Annotated in this window: 19 protein-coding genes; 8 read left to right on the top strand and 11 right to left on the bottom strand. The window is 64.7% G+C overall.

All coding sequences use genetic code 11. The annotated features are described in order from the left end of the window. Positions 1 to 305: 305 nt before the first annotated feature. From ACWDRB_RS58975 to ACWDRB_RS58945, 7 genes are all read right to left on the bottom strand, one after another. A complete protein-coding gene (locus ACWDRB_RS58975) occupies positions 306 to 1622 on the bottom strand; it encodes a tyrosine-type recombinase/integrase (RefSeq protein ID WP_449910340.1) in 1317 nt (438 codons plus the stop codon). After that, positions 1622 to 1804 (bottom strand): helix-turn-helix domain-containing protein, encoded by a 183-nt coding sequence (locus ACWDRB_RS58970; RefSeq protein WP_349454367.1) that lies wholly within the window; start codon positions 1802 to 1804, stop codon positions 1622 to 1624. The genes ACWDRB_RS58975 and ACWDRB_RS58970 overlap by 1 nt, the downstream gene beginning before the upstream one ends. Continuing rightward, positions 1804 to 3414 carry a replication initiator gene (locus ACWDRB_RS58965; RefSeq protein WP_449910279.1) on the bottom strand — a complete coding sequence of 537 codons (1611 nt, stop codon included), beginning with the start codon at positions 3412 to 3414 and terminating at the stop codon, positions 1804 to 1806. Before ACWDRB_RS58965 ends, ACWDRB_RS58970 begins: the two co-directional genes overlap by 1 nt. Continuing rightward, the gene (locus tag ACWDRB_RS58960; protein WP_449910277.1) at positions 3411 to 3566 is read right to left on the bottom strand and encodes a hypothetical protein; all 156 of its coding nucleotides are present in this window, start codon (positions 3564 to 3566) and stop codon (positions 3411 to 3413) included. The genes ACWDRB_RS58965 and ACWDRB_RS58960 overlap by 4 nt, the downstream gene beginning before the upstream one ends. Continuing rightward, positions 3563 to 4981 (bottom strand): FtsK/SpoIIIE domain-containing protein, encoded by a 1419-nt coding sequence (locus ACWDRB_RS58955; protein ID WP_449910275.1) that lies wholly within the window; start codon positions 4979 to 4981, stop codon positions 3563 to 3565. Before ACWDRB_RS58955 ends, ACWDRB_RS58960 begins: the two co-directional genes overlap by 4 nt. A gap of 82 nt (positions 4982 to 5063) precedes the next feature. Beyond that, positions 5064 to 5357 carry a hypothetical protein gene (locus ACWDRB_RS58950; RefSeq protein ID WP_449910273.1) on the bottom strand — a complete coding sequence of 98 codons (294 nt, stop codon included), beginning with the start codon at positions 5355 to 5357 and terminating at the stop codon, positions 5064 to 5066. Beyond that, a complete protein-coding gene (locus ACWDRB_RS58945) occupies positions 5354 to 5764 on the bottom strand; it encodes a plasmid replication, integration and excision activator (protein WP_449910271.1) in 411 nt (136 codons plus the stop codon). Before ACWDRB_RS58945 ends, ACWDRB_RS58950 begins: the two co-directional genes overlap by 4 nt. Before the next feature lie 263 nt (positions 5765 to 6027). On the opposite strand from ACWDRB_RS58945, the gene ACWDRB_RS58940 reads away from it, so the two are divergent. After that, positions 6028 to 7443: a DUF4041 domain-containing protein gene (locus ACWDRB_RS58940; protein WP_449910269.1), complete on the top strand. Its 1416-nt coding sequence runs from the start codon at positions 6028 to 6030 to the stop codon at positions 7441 to 7443. Positions 7444 to 7454: 11 nt separating this feature from the next. On the opposite strand, the gene ACWDRB_RS58935 is transcribed toward ACWDRB_RS58940, so the two are convergent. After that, positions 7455 to 8186 (bottom strand): GntR family transcriptional regulator, encoded by a 732-nt coding sequence (locus tag ACWDRB_RS58935; RefSeq protein ID WP_449910267.1) that lies wholly within the window; start codon positions 8184 to 8186, stop codon positions 7455 to 7457. 142 nt (positions 8187 to 8328) lie between these two features. Next, complete coding sequence (locus tag ACWDRB_RS58930) at positions 8329 to 8616, bottom strand: hypothetical protein (protein ID WP_449910265.1); 288 nt, start codon at positions 8614 to 8616, stop codon at positions 8329 to 8331. 380 nt (positions 8617 to 8996) lie between these two features. On the opposite strand from ACWDRB_RS58930, the gene ACWDRB_RS58925 reads away from it, so the two are divergent. Together ACWDRB_RS58925 and ACWDRB_RS58920 are read left to right on the top strand one after the other, a co-directional pair. Beyond that, a complete protein-coding gene (locus ACWDRB_RS58925) occupies positions 8997 to 10409 on the top strand; it encodes a helix-turn-helix domain-containing protein (RefSeq protein ID WP_449910263.1) in 1413 nt (470 codons plus the stop codon). Positions 10410 to 11198: 789 nt separating this feature from the next. Continuing rightward, positions 11199 to 11507 carry a CPCC family cysteine-rich protein gene (locus tag ACWDRB_RS58920; RefSeq protein WP_449910261.1) on the top strand — a complete coding sequence of 103 codons (309 nt, stop codon included), beginning with the start codon at positions 11199 to 11201 and terminating at the stop codon, positions 11505 to 11507. A gap of 415 nt (positions 11508 to 11922) precedes the next feature. Here the strand turns inward: ACWDRB_RS58920 and ACWDRB_RS58915 are convergent, their stop codons facing one another. After that, positions 11923 to 12858: a PIN domain-containing protein gene (locus ACWDRB_RS58915; protein ID WP_449910260.1), complete on the bottom strand. Its 936-nt coding sequence runs from the start codon at positions 12856 to 12858 to the stop codon at positions 11923 to 11925. A 245-nt stretch (positions 12859 to 13103) separates the two neighbouring features. Between ACWDRB_RS58915 and ACWDRB_RS58910 the strand changes: the two genes are divergently transcribed. Next, positions 13104 to 13364: a hypothetical protein gene (locus ACWDRB_RS58910; RefSeq protein ID WP_449910258.1), complete on the top strand. Its 261-nt coding sequence runs from the start codon at positions 13104 to 13106 to the stop codon at positions 13362 to 13364. A gap of 625 nt (positions 13365 to 13989) precedes the next feature. Here the strand turns inward: ACWDRB_RS58910 and ACWDRB_RS58905 are convergent. Then, positions 13990 to 15270, bottom strand: a complete 1281-nt coding sequence (locus ACWDRB_RS58905; protein ID WP_449910256.1) for a helix-turn-helix domain-containing protein — start codon at positions 15268 to 15270, stop codon at positions 13990 to 13992. 209 nt (positions 15271 to 15479) lie between these two features. Between ACWDRB_RS58905 and ACWDRB_RS58900 the strand changes: the two genes are divergently transcribed. The 4 genes from ACWDRB_RS58900 to ACWDRB_RS58885 all read left to right on the top strand — a co-directional run bounded on the left by ACWDRB_RS58900 (position 15480) and on the right by ACWDRB_RS58885 (position 17432). Continuing rightward, positions 15480 to 15674 (top strand): hypothetical protein, encoded by a 195-nt coding sequence (locus ACWDRB_RS58900; protein ID WP_449910254.1) that lies wholly within the window; start codon positions 15480 to 15482, stop codon positions 15672 to 15674. Between the two features lie 284 nt (positions 15675 to 15958). Then, the gene (locus ACWDRB_RS58895) at positions 15959 to 16357 is read left to right on the top strand and encodes a hypothetical protein (protein ID WP_449910253.1); all 399 of its coding nucleotides are present in this window, start codon (positions 15959 to 15961) and stop codon (positions 16355 to 16357) included. A gap of 180 nt (positions 16358 to 16537) precedes the next feature. Beyond that, entirely contained in the window at positions 16538 to 16852 is a 315-nt protein-coding gene (locus ACWDRB_RS58890) for a hypothetical protein (protein ID WP_449910251.1), read from the top strand. Positions 16853 to 16934: 82 nt separating this feature from the next. Next, positions 16935 to 17432, top strand: coding sequence for an ATP-binding protein (locus ACWDRB_RS58885; RefSeq protein ID WP_449910249.1), 498 nt, complete (start codon positions 16935 to 16937; stop codon positions 17430 to 17432). Positions 17433 to 17594 lie beyond the last annotated feature (162 nt).

Genomic DNA, 17594 nt, shown 5'->3' with positions numbered 1-17594 from the left:
GCATCGGACTCCGCACCGGGCAGCCCGAGCAACCAACAGCGGCTCACGGTTTCGAATCCATGAAATTCACGGATAAATCGCCGCCGGCACTTCATGAAGGAATGTCCGGATTCGATACATTTGTGCTGGCACTTCTGAACCCCGTGCGACAGAACACGGCACGCTCTGGCATGTAGGAACAAAGCTACGGACTTTTAATCCGTAGGTTCCGGGTTCGAGCCCCGGGCGCCCTACCACCAATGACCTGGGCGGACTCCCCGATCTCCATGATCCGGAAGCCCGCCCAGTTGCATTTCCAGTTGCAGTTAGCCCCAGAGAGCCCGGCCCATCCGGGCTGCTGCTTCGGTCGAGAGTGTCGCCGTGATGTGGGTGTAGCGCTTCGTCGTGGTCAGTTGTGAGTGGCCGAGGATTTCCTGAACGACGCTGATGTCCACGCCCTGTTCGATGAGGAGAGTCGCGGCGGTGTGACGGGCGTCGTGGACACGGGCGTCTTTCTCGACCTCGGCCAGGCGGAGGAGTTCTTTCCATTCGTCCCAGTCCTGGCCGGCATCTATGGGGCGTCCGTCCTCGTGGCACCAAACGAGGTCATAGTCCTGCCACCGCTCCCCCGCGGATTCTCGTTCGACCTGCTGGGCCTGCTGGTGAAGCTTGAGGAGTGGGATCAGCGGGGGCGGGATCATGACGGTTCGTTTGCTCTTGCCCTTGGGCTTCGCGAAGGCCCAGCCGCCTACGCGCTCAGGGCAGGAAGTCGCGTGCTTGGCGCAGTCGGGAGCGCAGAACTTCTGTCCTTCCCTGCTGCATACGTGCTTGCGGCCAGAGGTGCGTTTTGCCTTGGGGCAATCCTTCGGGCACGGGTAGCGGTGGAGCCTTTGGCCGCAGGCGTGCGGGTCCTTGCAGCCGTGGCGGTAACGCTGGTGCTTGATTTGCCAGAAAACGCGGATGACGCCTCGCTTGAGGTCCACGTACTTCCAGCGCAGGCCAAGCGCTTCACATTGCCGAAGACCAAGCGCGAGCGCTACGGACCAACGGGTTCCATTCCTCTGGAGGTTGGCCACGTCGAGGACGTCCCGGGCTTCGTCAGCGTCCAGTGGTTCGATCTCAACGTCTTCCGCGGTAGGTGCGTCGATCAGAGTGCAGACGTTGCGGACGATCTTCTCCCTGCGCACCGCGATCTTGAGTGCGCGAGAGAGGATCCGATGGATCTGCACGATCGTGTTCTGGGCGAGACCCTGCTGCGCGAGGTAGGCGTAGAAGGCGTCCAAGTGCTCCGGCCGTAGCCGGTCGAGGCGATGAGCGCCGAGGCGCGGGATGATCCAGTGTTCGGTCTTGGGCCGATAGGTGCTCTGCAGGGTGTGCTCGCTGACCTTGAGTGGCGCGATCTCATCCAGGTACGTACGCATCCACTCGGCGACGGTGGGAGCGAGCCCCGGCTTGTCGGACTTGCCGGAGTCCCGATTCTTCTCCAGCTCGCGGACCTTGCGGGTCACCTCGGTTTCGGTGTCGCCGATCCGATGGCGGCGGTCGGGTGTGCCGTCGTCCTTGACCCCCATGGTCACGTAGCCGTGCCACTTGCCGTCCTTACCGAGGAAGATCGAGGAACGGCCGTTGGGCTTGCGCGCCATCACGCCGCCTCCTTGCTTTCCAGGTCACGGGCGAAGTCCAACAGGGCGGCAGCAGGGATCAAGCGGTATCCGTCGCGCTTGATCGACCGGAGTTCGCCGGTCTTGATCAGTCGAAAGATGGCCGTACGGCTCATCCCCAGGACTGTGGCCGCGTCGTTCGGCCGGTAGAAGAGTCGTTCCATCACGCCGCCCTCCCTTCCGTTGCCGAATGATCTTGGCCGTCTGCGCTGGATTGGAGTTCGGCCATATGAGCGCGCCAGCGTTGCCGCTCACGGACGGACCGCAGGAGCCGCACAGCAAGCGGGGCCACGTTGGCGTCACTGGCCGGGACAGGCTTCCAGACGTAGCGGTGCGGGTCTATCGGCTCGTCGGCCTTACCGAGGGCTTCCAGGACCCAGGTACGGCGGTCCTGCTTGTGCTCGGCCAGGGTCTTGTTCGACCACTTGCGGGAGACCAGGACGCGGCGACCTGCGTAACCGAGGTGTTCGGGCTTGTGCGCCTTGGACCGGCACCGACCGGGGGCCATCCCGGCTTTGGCGTTCTTGGGCTGGACTCCGTAGCGCAGCCAGTTCGGGCAGGTCGGCGAGCAGGGCTCGAAGCGCAGGGCATCGACGAAGCGGGTCGCGTGCTCCTGCTGGGCCTGGCCGTCGAGCCCGTCGCCGAGGCTCTTGGTCAGGTACTTGGACAGGTAGCGGATGCACTGGTCGGCGTCCTTGGTGCCCGCGAGCACGCCCTTGACGTCCACCTGCTCGCCGAAGCGGATCACATGCAGCGGCTCGGCGTCCTCGTCGGTGTCCACCTCGTCGAGGGCTTCGTCCCAGGTGGGCAGGACTTCTCCGGTGTCCGGGTCGAGATAGCCGGCCCCTTCCTGCCAGACAGGCAGGTGCTCGCCCTGGAAGACCACGTGATCGACCGAGGGCCACCACACTTGGTGGTAGGTGGCCGCCGCGATCTGCTTCATCTCCGCGCGCGGTAGCGTCCCGCGGATTGCCATGTGCAGGTGTGGAGCGAGCCGCTTCTGTGGCTCCACGGTGGCGAAGTACTGCACGTCGAAGCCTGCCACGCGGCGCAGGTTCTGCACGAACCGATCCACCAGCTTGGAGAAGTGCAGCGCATCCCGAGCCGCCCGAGCGTAGTCGTAGGTCTGCGGATCGACGGGCACGCCATCACGAACCTTGCCGTACGAGGGCAAGGTGAGCGTGACGAACAACGAGGGCCGATAGGTCCTGCCGTCCGGGGCTTGGAAGGTCCGGCCCAGCGTGGTGTGCGCCGTCTTGCGCTTGGGCAGGTCTGGCGCGTCCTGCCGCCGCCTGGTCGAGCGTGAGCGCTTGGAGGTCGTCCGGCCGAGCACGCTCCCCCGCATGCCCGCCGCGTTGATCTCCTCGTCCAGGCCCTCGATCACCGCGTCCAGGTCGGTGGTGTCGCCGCCGTCTCGTTCGGTGTTGTCGCGCTGGGCCTGGATGTCGGCGCGGAACTCAACGAGCCAGCGCTGTTCCTCGTTCGGCTCATCTGGGGTGATCGTCGGTTCCTCGTCGAGGTGCCAGCCCTCGCGGCATTGGGCCTTGCGTAGTTGCTTGTTGCGCTTGGCGCATGGCGGGCACTTGCTGTCCATCGACGAGCCACAGGGAACGTCGATGATCTCCCACTTGCCAGTGTGGGTGTCGAGTCGCTTGAGCGGGACGGGCCGGATGCACACGCCGTGGAGCTTGGCGACCTCTTCGACGACGTCTCGGGCGAGTGGCATCGACAGGCGTACCGCTCGGGGTAGTGCACGGTCTTGCGCATGGGTCATAGGGACCTCCCTTCGTCGGTGTCGGTGACGTTCAGCGCGGTCTGGCCGCACTCGCGGCACTCGGCCAGGGCGCGGATCAGGTCGAGCCAGAGGGCGTTGGGCGTGCCGCAGGACGCGCAGCGCAGCCCTTCGAGGAGGTGGGCGAGAGTCATGCGACCTCCCCGAATTGCGCGACCATCGCGCGGATGTCGGCGTCGGAGACGTAGGCGGCGCGAACCCGGATCGGTTCGGGCGAGGTCTCCAACCGCATGTAGGCGACACCCGCGCCCAGTTCCGGAACCGGTGAGATGCGATCAGCCAAAGCGCCTCGATCGCGTGCACCGTCTCCGAGCACCATGTCCACCTGTTCGGATTCGTCGAGTCGGAGGGCGATCTTGTCGGGGAAGAGGTTGCGAATGTTCATGACCTCTTTGCGTGGGTCCTGGAGTGCGGCCATGACGCACACGCCGACCGCGCGGCCCTGGGTCGTCAGGGTGGCGAGGGCGGCGGAGATTCGTTGCCGGAGTTGTCTGTCGGGTTGGTAGGCGGTCAGGAACGCCACTTCGTCGACGAGCACCAGGACGAACGGATCCTCGATCGTCGAGACGTGGGAACGTTGGAGACCGGCGAAGCGAGCCGCCCGCTTCTGCATGACGCTGACGGCCTCGTCGAGCAAGTCGGCGCAGTCGGCCGGGTCGGCGGCGTACCGGCCTTGGAACAGCGCTCGCCCGAACGACAGCTCCATCAGCTTGGGATCCAACGCCCATATCTCGACCAGGCCCGCCCGCATGGCGGGGAGCAATCCGCGGATCGTGTCCCACAGGAACGACCCTTTGCCGGCCCCGGTCGCGCCCGCGATCAGGACGTGAGTGCCGTGCACCTTGAGCCGAAGCGGTTGGCCGTCCTCCTGCTTGCCGATCTCGACCGGCCCGACGGTCGGCTCGGTAGGGACGGGCAGCGCGGATATCGGCGAGGCGAGCGGATCGTGGCGCGGGAAGATGAGCAGGAGCTGCCCGCCCTTGATCAGCGCTACCCGGCACGAGGTAACGCCGAAGCCGTGGGCCAGGTTGTCGATGCGATCGGACCAGTCCTTGACCGCCTGACCTCTCAGCATGCGGACGGTGATCCGGTCGGCCCAGCCGTCGCACTGGACGCGGACGAGCCGGGGTAGGTAGCTGCGGCCATGGACGCGCTTGCCGAGGCCGGAGACGTCCATGACGGACTGCCAGTGACGGCGGTAGAGGGACATCAACCGCCACCAGGCCAGCAGTCGCCAGCCGACGAGGCGAGCGAATGAGGGCCGGTCGATAAAGGCCCAGGAGAGCAGGCTCAGCACGACGACCCCGAACAGGGACGCCGCCAGCGGCCAGCCGTACTGGTACCAGGTGAACCCGAGGACAGTGGGCACGGACGTCGCCACCGGGTGCCGCCAGATCGTACGCACGAGCGCGGCGACGAAGCGCCACCCGTAGGTGACGAGTGTGACCAGGGCAGGTGTCCGCACGACAGCCGGTTGGAACACGACTGCGGTATCTGGGGTGGTGGTGACGAGATTGCGCGCCTCGTCACCAGGAAGCCTCTTGAACATTAGGCTGTAGACCTCTCGTGATTCGCGTCAGGGGAGATGAGGGGCCGCCGGAAGGACCAGTTCCAGCGGCCCCGCTTGCTTGTCAGGCCGCCGCCTGCTGTTCGGCGTGCAGGCGCTCGCAGTCGGCGAGGAAGGCCGCCGCCGCGTCGAGCAACTGACGCGCGAACGCGACACGCTCGTCGGTGATCTCGGCGTCCTTCGTCGTGCCGATGCTCACGTGAGCGGCGGCGAAGGCGATGTCGATGAAGGCGTGGGAGCTCTTGTCGGCCGGGAAGTACGTCACCCGGGCCGAGCTGTCCGGGTAGATCGCAACCCCGATGCGAGGCTCCTCGTTGGGCGTGACCTGGATGGTGGTGTAGCTGTAGCCGGTGCTCATGCTGCGACCTCCTTGCTGTTGTTGTTGGACTTGGTGCGGGGCGCGAGCATCTGCCGCGCCTTGATCGAGTAGGCGAGCCGCCCGGACCCGTTGACGTACGGAGTGACGGTCAGTCCGTCGAACTCGACCGGCGTGAACGGCAGCCCCGCGACGGGAGCCGGGGCGACCGGTTGAGTGGGGCTGAGGATCTTGACTGCCACGGTCTTCTGGGCCGCCTTGAGCGACGGGTCGGCGTCCATGACGGGGATCTGCCAGACGAGTTCGCCCGTCTGCTTGTCCCTCGCCTGGACGAACCTGCCGTTCGCCGAAGCCTCGAAGTCCTTGACCTGCTCGACCTCCCCGACGGCGTAGCAGCCGTGCGGGAAGACCTGGGCGAACGTCACGGGGATGGGTCCCTGGATTGCCATGTCTGCCAACCTCTCTTCTTGAGCGGTCAGCCATCTTGACTGACCAAGTTGTAAGCCCATTAAGCATGACGTTCACTTGGACAGTCAAGTGCACCAAGTGGACAGGCCGAAGAAAGCTGGAACTCCGACGCGCAAAACTAGGGCGAAATAGAAATTTGGGTGATAGCTCCCAAGACGGCTCCGAATGCCCGCTTCCTGTAACCCTTGTGGGGCTCATAGCTATCTCACCTGTGTGGCTTGTCGTCTGCAGGGGAGGAGCGCACATGCCCGAGTACCAGTTCAATTCGCCCCCTGGCTGGCCGGTCCCGCCTCGCGGGTGGAAACCGCCACAGGGGTGGAAACCGGACCCGTCGTGGCCACCAGCTCCCAAGGGCTGGGAATTCTGGGTTCTGGAAGAAGTGCCGACTGCACCAGCAACGAACGCACCACAGCTACCGGAACGCAAGAGCGGTGGACTCTTCGGCGGCAAGAAGCGGCTCGAAGAGGAGAACACCCAGCTACGCCAATGGGTGGAGCGATTGGGTGGGCTGGACGCCATGCGCATCGCGGCGATGACCGAGGCCCTGCATGTAGAGCACGCCGGACTGCAAACCGCTATCGATGACGCCACCCGGCGCCTTCATGAGACGGAGCGACGGGTCGTGCAGACCGAGGAGACCGTTCTGCTCCAGGAGGTGGGTGTCTACGAGTACCGGCATCCGCTGAGCGACGCGGTGGCCTATAAGGACCAACTCACGCGGGTAAAGGCTCGCATCAAGGAGATGGCCAGAGAGGGGCGAGCCGTCGTAGGCGCCACCAACTGGCAGGTGAACGGGTCGGCGGCCGAGGGACGCAAGATGGTTCGCGACTTCTCCAGGCTGATGCTGCGCGCATACAACGCGGAGGCGGACAACTGCGTGCGAACCATGCGCCCGTACAAGCTGCAATCGGCGATCGATCGGCTGGAGAAGGTCGTGGAGACGATCGTCAAGCTGGGACGGACCATGAACATCCACGTCCACCCTGACTATCACCGAACGCGGATCCACGAACTGGAGTTGACAGCCGACTACCTGGCCAAGCAGGAGGAGGAGAAGGAACTCATCCGGGCGCAGCGCGAGCAGCAGCGCGAGGAGGAGGCCGCGCGCCGCGAGTTCGAGCGCGAGAAGACGCGCCTGCGCAAGGAGGAGGCGCACTACCGATCGGCACTGGCCAAGCTGCTGAAGAACGGTGCCGCGTCGGCGGAGAGCGTGGACGAGTTGAAGGCCAAGCTGGAGGAGATCGGTGCGGCGGTCGCCGACGTGGAGGCCCGCGAGGCGAACACCAGGGCTGGGTACGTGTACGTCATCTCCAACATCGGGGCGTTCGGGGAGAACGTCGTGAAGATCGGCATGACCCGCCGGCTGGAGCCTGAAGACCGCGTGCGTGAACTGGGGGACGCGTCAGTGCCGTTCAGGTTCGACACGCATGCGCTGATCTTCAGTGAGGATGCGGTGGGACTGGAGTCACGACTGCACGCAGAGTTGAGCGATCGCCGACTCAACAAGGTGAACCTGCGACGAGAGTTCTTCCACGCCACGCCGGCCGAGGTGCGCGACCTACTCCAGAAGATCGCTGGTCAACACCTTCTGGAGTACCGCGACACAGCCGAAGCCCTGGAGTGGCGGCAGTCGGTCGGAACGACTGAAACCGCCTCGTAGCTCCATCTGGGTCAGCGAATGGGGTACGCGTCCTCCAATTCGTGGCGGTCTCCAGGCAGTACGGACTCGACGACGACCCATGGCTTTCCAGTGGCATCGCAGGCCACCGCATAGACGGTCAGCAGCGCAGCCGAGCTCTTGACGCCGAGGAGGCCGCACTCCTCCTTGGTCGGATTGCGCGCGGTGATGTGCTCGATGATGTGATCAAGCGAAGCGCCGGCCGCGCTTTCGACGTAACGCCGAACCCCCTGTTTCAACTCCTCCAGCTCGGCGAGCGCCGTTCCCTGCGCGACCTCAACCGGAAGCCACGTCGAAGAGATCTCGGTTGGCTCGTTGTCGTGCTCGACCAGCGTCTGCCGCAGCATGACCGGCGACTTGGGCTTGATCCCGAGATAAGCGGCGACCCTGTTCGGTGCGGGGACCTCTCCAGCCGAGAGCAGCCGACTGGAGACCTGGGCCTCTTTCCGGTCGAGGAGTTCCCGCCCGGCTCGTACCTGTTGCCCCGTCGGGATCGCAGGGCGACCGCGCACGAACCGGCCTTTGCCCTGGTGGGTGACGATCCAGCCCTGATCCCGGAGAACGCCGAGCGCCTTGACGACGGTCGGGCGCGCCATGGCGAATTCGGCCATGAGCTGGTGTTCGCTCGGCAGCGGGGAGCCGGGCGGATACTCGCCCGAGTCGATGCGCCGCTCAAGTTCCGCGATCAGCTGCGCGTACTTCGGAGGCGTGTACTCAAATGACATCAGGGCTCCACATTCAACATGCCTGTCTAGCCAAGCAGGCTATCAGCGCATGCTGCTTAGGCAACCCCTTCTTCCGACAGATAGACGTACCCCAAAGAGCGACGGCGCGGCCCCGTTTCGGGCACCGCGCCGTCGAACCGACCTACACCGCCTGACCTTCAAGCAAGGCGGCCCAGACCTCCGCAGCCTCCTTGAAGGACCACCGGTAGGTCTCGTAGACCGACTCCCCGTTGTCATCGTATTCCGTCCGGCGGATGTACGACTGACCGGCCGCACGGCACAGCTCGTAGACGATCGTCCGGCAGTGGCACGACCAGGCCACCACCCGGGCACGCTCCTCCGCTTTGGACGGCTTGCGCCAGACCAACTGCATGTGCCCCTCCCGAACCCCTTCGACGTGCGGACTCATGCAGTCCGAGATGATCTCCACTACGACACCTGCCTCCTTCCGACACCCGAGCACTCGAAGCAGTTCACCCGCACAAGCTCGACCGCCTTCCCGTCGAGACGACGCAGCGCATCAGCACGGCTCTTGCGCACCCAGCGCCATCCCTTGGCCCGGCAGGCCCGGCACCTCTCACTTGTCGGTTGATCGCTCCCAGTCATGGGGACAAGCGTGTTCACCTGCGCGAAGGCAACCCATCCCGAGCCGGAATCCTCGGACGGGATCAGCAATATCCCTTGACGGGATAACTCCGAACGGTGAGCGTGGAGTCACCGGCAGTCCAAGGACGCAAGGGGATACCGCAGATGCCCGCAGACGGGGCCGAACCGGTCGTAGTACCGGCTGACCTCTGGGAACGCCCCGAAATGCGCACTGCCCTCACAAAGCGGGATATCGGCCACCTCTTCCGGCTCATCCGCCAGTACGCAGGCGTCAGCCAAACCCGCATCGGCGTCGCCGTGGGCTTCAGCCAGGGCAAAGTCAGCGAGTACATGAAGGACAAGGCTCAAGTCACCGCGCTCGACGTGTTCGAGCGCATCGCCGAGGGCCTGGGCATGCCCGACCCCGCCCGCATGACACTCGGCCTCGCCCCGCGCATCCTCACCGGCGTTCCACTCCCACCGACACCCATCCCGACGCGGGATGGAACACCAGCAAGTGGCCTTCTTAACGTGGAACAAGTTGTTGTCGGCTCGCGCCAGCCTGACGACGCTTGCGACGTTGACGTGCTGACGCTGGCCTGGATCGTGGGAAGGCTGGATGGCCACATGGACCGCCGCACGATGCTGCTCCTCGCAGCCGGACTTACCGCCGAAAGCGCCGCCTCGATCGCCAACCCATGGGAGCGCCTCACCCTGGCCCTCACCGGCTCGCGAGCCGATCAGGAAGACACGGTCGAACGGCTAGAGGCCCGCACCATCGGGTTCCACCGCCTCGAAGAGGTCATGCCCGCTCGTTCCCTCTATCAGGGCCTCACCGCACACCTCAACGAGGTGAGCACCCTCCTCCAAGCCGGACTCCCCGACCGCCTACGCCGCCGGCTAGCCGCCACCACAGGCGAGGCAGCAGTTCTGGCCTCATGGATCGCCTGGGAAATCAAACAGCCGAGACAGTCCACAGCCTTCGACCACATCGCCACTCTGGCTGCCCAGGAGAGTGGACACCCCATCATCCAAGCCTGCACCTACGGCTACCGCTCGTACGCCGTCCGAGGCGCCCCCGCAGTCCAGAACATCCGCCTCGCCCAGCAGTACCTACCAGCCCAGGGCGACGACGCCACCAGAGCCTGGCTCTTGGCCCGCGAAGCCGAAGAACTCGCCAGTCTCGGCGACCGGCAGGCACTCATCCGCCTGGAACAGGCGAAGGACGCCTACGGCGACGCACGCCCTCAACGCGAACGGGCCTGGACCCGTTTCCTGGACCCTGGCCGCATGGCCGCCTACCGGCTATCGACCTACGTGCATCTCGGCGACGAACAGCGCGTCATCGACGAAGGCCAAGCCGCCCTCAACGCCCTGTCACACGAGACCGACCACAAGAAGATCGCCGCTGTTTACGCCGACATCGCCGCCGCCCAACTCCGCATCGGCGACCTCAACGAAGGCGTCGCCAGCGGACGCCTTGCTCTCGAAACCGCCCAGCGCACCGAATCCCGCTGGGCCTTCCAGCAACTCGCCGGAGTAGAGAACGCACTCACCGGCAAGCGAGACGCCACAGCCCGTGAACTCCTGCTTGCCATCAACTCAGCACATCGAAGCCTGAGCGAATCGTCCGCGTGACCACATCAGGCATGCAGCCCTGCACTGCCGAATTGTTCTTGTAGGTATCAAGGCGGCGGCTATGCCGCCGCGCCCGCGCGGCCCTCCCGCGCTGCGCGTGCGGCCTGGGGGCCGTTCTCGCGCGGGAGCCGCGCGGGCAAGGTTCCCACGCGGCATTGAGATGATCAGCCAGCGCCACGGTGCGAGTGAAGTTCGCCCGGTCCAGGAGCAGGCTTGGATGACGCACTGTATCGAGCACGTCCAACGATATTAATGATTATGTTCGCAAAGACGAGACCCCAGAAGGGCAACTGATGCCACAGCGGCCATGGCGTGGTGGTGTCCAACCACACAAACCCCAACCCCGCGAGCAACCAACCGAAATTGAAGAACGCTAGTGCCCAACCAGCTTTGTGCCAGCGAGATCCCCGGTATTGATCCACGGAACATAACGTCCCATGAACGGATCCCGTCGATCAAGAGCCACCTCCGACGGGGACGCCGCGCCGGGGTGATCGCGAACACGACCCAAGTCGCCTCCGTTACTCATGCCACCCTCACGATCGCCTGATATTGGCTGGTGTCTGGGCGTGGTTGGGGGCGATCGACGGTCCGGGACTTCGTTCCTCAGCCCCGGCCCACCGTATGCCAGTGTGCGGGTGTGATCATCAGACGGTAGGAGGCAACTCCGGACGGAACCGCGGGCGCGAGTCGCGGGTCTCTGGCAGCTATCCGGGCACAGGGCAGGAGGAGATACAGCGTTGCCGATCGAGATGCGGAAGTTCAGAGCCGTACGGCATCATGACGGATATGACCCACCCCAGCATCGAGGAGATCCGCGAACGCAAGCGATGGGTCTTGTCCGTGATGGCAGAACAGGGCGGAGACTTCCTCCGGCTACCGCCAGGCGATCAGCCGTACACGTGCCCATGCTGCTTCCACCCCACCCTTCAGTACCGCGGCGGCTTCGGGTTCTGCGAAGAATGCTGGTGGGAGGACGACGGACAGGATGATCACAACGCCGATGTCGTCATGGGTGGCCCCAACGGGTCGGAGAGCTTGACCGCAGAGCGGCAGCGCTACCGAGATATGCGGGGACTGCCGCCGCTGGAGCTGTGACGACAACGGCCACGAACGAAGGCAGCTCAACTCAGACGTCGGAACCGGCGCTCTACGTAACAGGAGCCGTACGACCCCGTGAATGATCGTGCTCATAAAGAAGCGGCCACCATGCGCTGATGATCTCCGTCCTCATGCCGCCTTTCACGATCGCCTGACGGTGACTGGCGTCTGAGTGTGGTTGGGGGCGATCGACGGTTCGGAACTTCGTTCCTCAGTCCCGACCCACCGGATAAGGCAGGGAGCCGGGTTCATCCTGATGGCACGGGGGACACCAGGATCCACCAAAGCCTCCAGCGCGTGGGCCGGGTTTCAAGATCCAGACTATGTCCGGATTACTTCGCCTAGTTGAGAAGCGGGCAGCCCCCAAAGCACCAGTTCGGAGCGCTGCATGATGCCAGAAGCGCTTTCACTTTCACTGACGGTCATCGCGACTCATAGATCTCTTGTTGGGCTTTGCCTTCGTGCCACTGTAGGAGGCCTCCTCTGGCTGCTCGATTCTGATCGTTTCGAGGCCCGCTTTGCGCGCGTCCAGCGATTGACCGGTGTCATAAGTGACGAACCTGATCGGGCTCCGGCCACGAAACGCCTGTACCTGCACTGCACGGTCGATGATCTCGTCGTCCATGGTCGGTAGTCGCACATGGCCAGGGTCATCGAAAAGGATTTCCAGGCTGATCTTGCCACGCCTCACCTTGTCGTCCGGGTCAGTGGCAGGGAAGCCTGGCTCGCGCAGTGTCGCGATACTGGTCGGGTCCCGGAAGAGACGGTTCAGGACTGCCAAAGTCTTGCGCGCCCGCCCTCGTGGTTTTGCTTCCCCACGATTCTTTTGGGCATCCAGTTCGTCGATGACGGAGATCGGGATGACCACGTGGATGTCGACGTTGTCCAAGTCGATGGCTGGGGCCTCGTTCGGGTCATTCAGATAGGGAACAAGATCCCACGACTCGATGTCGACGGGGTGCTGCATGAACAATGTCGTGTCTGGGACGACGAACCCGCCACGTGCGATCCATCGCTCCCGCTGGAGCCGCAAGTCATCCAGCGTCTGCTTGAGTTCGTCGATACGGTCCTGAATTTCGATCACCAGCAATTCCCGCACAGGAACGCTAGCCGGGAATGGCACCGACAACAGCATTCTGTACCGGGCAGTGGCGATTAACCGATCAATCTCTATCGGTCTGACCTGATTGCGAAACTGGCGTGTCGACTCGTGCACCCACGCCATGTAGGCGTTGTAAAAGTCGACACCTGGACCTTGCTGGGCGTGCACGTTCTGCGCGCCCATCAAGATCTTTGTGAGAACGTCACGGACGTTCGTGTAGTCCGCACCCGGGATCAACTTCAGCATTTGGCCATTCTGACATGCCCGCCTAGACGGCCGCATGGAAATACCCCGCGGCTGATCACCCCGATGCGGAGGACTGTTGAGTGCCTGTGCGATCGGCTCGGTCAAGTTCGCCGCATTGACGTATACGATGCTGGCATGCGGACGGTATGGGCGCTATTCAGGGTCCATAGCCTGCGCTGTCGTGATACGGGCAACGCACTGCCAACGCTCGCGGAAGCGGAGGAGTCCACGCGATAGTCGCTGCCGTGATCCTTGTGTACGCGGTACCTGTCGTTGTTGTTGTGGCATCGTTCTTTGTGACGCCCCGTAGCCCGCAACGCAAGATCCTCTACTTGTCCGCCACTCTTGTCGCCTTGATCGTGACGCTCATGATCGCCTGGACAGCGGGGCGGGAGGCTTGGGGGTTCTGGCTCTTCTTCGTTCTACCGGCCGCGCTCATCACAGGGATACGATTGATTGTCGCACTCATCTTGGGCTCCACGAACGCCGCCGATGACCTTTCTTAGAGTTGCAGTCCGGGTTGCAATACAGAGCCGTCCGAGGGCGTTCAGGATGGACCACGCACGCCCTCTGACCTGCATTGAACTGTCTGGAACTGTGATCGGCCGAGCTTTTAATCCGTAGGTTCCGGGTTCGAGCCCCGGGCGCCCTACCACCTCACACCCCATCCGACCTGCACTTTCTCGATTCTCGACCGTCTTCGGCGAGGCGAAAGCGGTCGAGTTCATGCTCGTCACATGCTCTTCGGCACGCGTCCGGCACATTGGCGGGCCGAGAGCCGAGACCGAACTGCCCCGGTTTGCGATGTCGGCTTTCGGGCCCCTCGGGACGGACAGTAATGCCAGACCCAAGCGGCACCCTATAGAAGGGCCCGATAGGAAGGGTTGGAGGGTGGGACACGCCCGGCTTGGCCACGGACACATCCAAGCACCGGTCAAGCCTGTGTGGGGCTCAAGAACTCGAATGCTCTCTTGGGATCATGTTTCGTGATCGGGCCTCGGCGATGGCCCGGAGATCGCCGCTCGCGGTCGCTGCCTGCTCCGGCATCCGGTCGTAGGTGCTGCCGTGGCGGTACTGGCCGTGCACGACCTGCGGACGCAAGGGAGAGGTGCGCGGCAGGTTCGGGCGTCGCTACGCGTCGGCCGGAGGCCTGGCCGTCAGGCTGCGCAGCTCGCGAGCGGCGTCCAGTTCGCGCCCCTTCCCTGGCAACGCGTCCAGGATGCGTCCGAGGGTGCGGCGACGGATCGTGCTGATTGGCCAGGCGTGCGCGGTGGTCACGGCATGGGCGAGCCCGTGGTCAATGTCGCCTTCACCAACGAGTGCGAGAGCTCGCACGAGCTCGTAGTGGATGATGTTCCCGGTGAAGGTGGGCGGGCAGACAGCGATCGCCCTGTCCACGGCGGCGGTTGCCTGCGCCGTGTCCCCGATCAGGGCCAGCGAGTAGGCGTTCGCCCAGGCAGCATCGCGTTCCACGAAGCTCCACAGGGGTGTTGTCTGGTCGCTGGTCGCGTCGCCGGGCAGCCGCTCCTGCACGTTCCTCAGCTCGCCGAGGGCGGCACGTACCGTATGGACATCGCCCTGCGATGCGGCGACGAACGCCCGCGCTCGGAGCGCCTCGGCCAGCCCGGCGCTGGCTGTGCCCTTGGCTATGTGCACAGCGTCTTCAGCCAGGCGGGCAAGGACGGGGGCGGGCCGTCCGGCCCAGAACCCGTATTCGGTCTCCCACCCGCGGACCCACACCCGCAGCTCCCGATCTCCGGTCGCGTCGGCGGCGCGGCGGGCCAGCTGCCACGATTGGCGTGAGGGTCTCAGCTCTCCCACATCGCTCATCTCCATGCCCATGAGGACCGCGAGCTGTGCGCTGACGCGGAGCAAGCCTGTACGGGCGACTGTGGAGGAGGTGCGTTGGAGGAGCCGGGAGACTTCGGCCAGATCCGCGGTTACTGCGTGGATGAGCGTGCCCGGCGCCTGCGTGTAGTAGGAGAAGCCGTGCTCCCACGCGATCTCTTCCCAGTCATCGGCGCGAATTCCGCGGTCGGCGACGGCATGGTCAATGCCGGAGAACAACGTCTCCAGGGTGCCTGGCGGAATGGCTGCTCCTGCGCCCAATGCGGCGAGCAGTCGCATCGCAGCACGCCGATGCATGTCATCATCCTCGGCAAGATCGCTAGCTTCCTCGGGAACGACTTGGCGAAGTCGGTCAAACTCGCCAGCAAAGGCACGCAGCGCTTTTAGCCGTCCCTGTGCACCATACAGGGCATCCAGACGCTCTATTACGTCAGGCAGCACCTGCGCCTGACTGCGTTCCCATCTGGATAGGTCGCCATGGTCGCAGAGCGCTTGCGCCGCCGCCTCACGCTGGCTGAGACCGCACACCTCATCGCGCCAGTAACGCAGCTCCGAGCCCAGCAAGTGCCAAGGCGACACGGAGGGATCGACGGCGTCAGGGCGACGAGGCATTCAGATCGATCTCCTCGTTGGTGGAATTGGTGGAAACCGATGTTCCAACATCCACCCCCTTGGATGTTTCCCCCGAACTCTTTCACTATGGCACTGCGCTTCTCCTGGAAACGCGAAATCCAATGAACGTTGCGTAACCGCTGATCAGGAAGGCCATAGCTGTGAATTCCGACATTGATCTCAATTCGACCAAAGCGATTGAGTGTACGGGGGCGGTGGCCAAGATGGACCTGATTGGCGCGAACGTAAGCCCGTTCATGCAAGCCGCCGTCGAGGACACTGCGATAAGGGCATGGCTACGGCTCGACATGCGGGACCGTCAGCTCGCCGTGCTGCGCACCACCTTCCACCCGTAGTGGATCAGCTACGGCCTCACATCAACGGGGCTGGTCTGGAGGGCTGAGCCGTCTTGGCGGCTCACGCTGGAGGAGGTGACCGCCGGGGTGCGGCGGATTGTGGAGTGCCGCAATCCCATCGACCTCATGGCGGGCCTGACCGGTCAGGTGGCGATCATCCAGCGCCTGGCCGGTCCCCGCCCGTGAAGCCCCCGGCCCGCCGTGCCGGGCAGGCGGCGGGCCGGGCACCAGGCCGGGCCTCGGTGCCCGGCGCCATCGAAGAATCAACGCAAGGGAGAACTCCCATGACAGCCAGATCGATTCAGCCCGACCTGTGGGAGGTAGCCGTGGAAGAGGCCAAGTTCACGCTGCTTGACGGCACGGGCATCGAGTACGCGGCGATCGGGGACAGCGACGACTACGCCATTCGCGACAAGGACCGGCCGGAGGTCGAGATCCGCCGGCCCGGTGACGACTTCCGCACGCTGGGCGCGCTCCTCGGCCGCGGCCCCGGAGGCGACTCCTCGGACGAGGACCTCCACGACATCGACGTGGATGAAGACCGGTACGAGGTAGCCGAGGAGACGCGACTGGAGTACGCCAGGGTCAATGACCACGACGCCTACAGCGTTCGCGACCAGCAGCACCCGGGCGTGATTCGCAGGCCCGGCAACCACTGGCGCAGGCTCGGCACGGTTATTTAACGCCAGCCCGTTGGCCCGTCCCCGGGGCGATGCTGGAGATCCGCTGGAGATTTGCCACGGGACCTGACCGGCGCGGCGGCGATGCGGCCCACACCCCGTACGGCCTTCCGCCGCCGCGCCACCGGAAGTGATCACTTTGTCCATTCGGGAACCGCACACCCTATGCACGGGAGGTCGGCTGTGACCTCCACCGGCCCGCAGAAGTGCACACGGTGCAACGCCGACGTGATCGTGGCTCAACTGCTCGCAACGAGCCGCACGATCGTCCTGAACGCCGAGACCATCGCGGGCGGCGACTACACGATCTGGGCGAAGGGCAACGCGGCCGGTTACCCCTGGGTCGGGCGTGCCCGGCCCGCGCAGGTGTGCCCTCCAAAGGAGGGCGGCCCTGCTGAGTGGGACGGCCGAGCCGAGGCTGACCGGCGCCTGTGGTGGGTCGAGCACCAGCACAAGGAGACGTCACAGCAGATCATCGATATGCGGGAGTCCGCATGACTTGTTAGACCACACGCGGTGCACCCACCACAACCTGAAAACGCCTGCGGGCTGACGATTGAGGACGAGCGAGACACATACGGTGATCTACTACCCACCCACACGGGTCGATCTTCACGAACTTCACGAACTCGGCGCTCTCCGGCTCGCACTCAGTGACCGGGCTCCGTATCTGGCCCGCGACGCGATCTGCCGATGGCTCAGCGTCGAGCATCCAGCCCGGGAAATCGTGACCCTGGCGGCATCGGAGCTGGTCACCAACGCCGTCAGACACTCCGACGCCTCCAGCACCAGCGACGACGCCGATGCCATCACGCTCGACCTGTCGCAGGCACCGGACTACCTCCGGCTGTCGGTAACCGATCCCGGATCGGCGTGTAAGACCCCGCCCACCATCCCACCCCAGACACCGAATCTGTACTCCGAGCATGGGCGCGGGCTGGCAATCGTGCAACGCCTGTCGCGCGGACGATGGGGAAGCTACCAGACACCCACCAGAAGGCTGCGCCTGGTGTGGTGCCACCTCGACCTCAACCCGACACCAGCGCAGGTCGAGGAGTTGTTCCGCTCCCCCGTATAGCTGACCCGCCTCAGTTCGCTCACGGGTTTCTACCGGCCGGAAGGTCAGAGAGCTGTGGTGGGCCACCATCTCCTGTCCTGTCCATCCCGCTGATCGGCACCGCCACCTTGGTCGACTCACTCACCGCTCCCGGCAGCTACCCGCGTCGGTGACGAGCAAGGA

It is taken from the genome of Nonomuraea sp. NPDC003707, assembly GCF_053587055.1.
The sequence above is the reverse complement of the archived record's forward strand: the minus strand, read 5'-3'. Positions and strand labels throughout refer to the sequence as shown.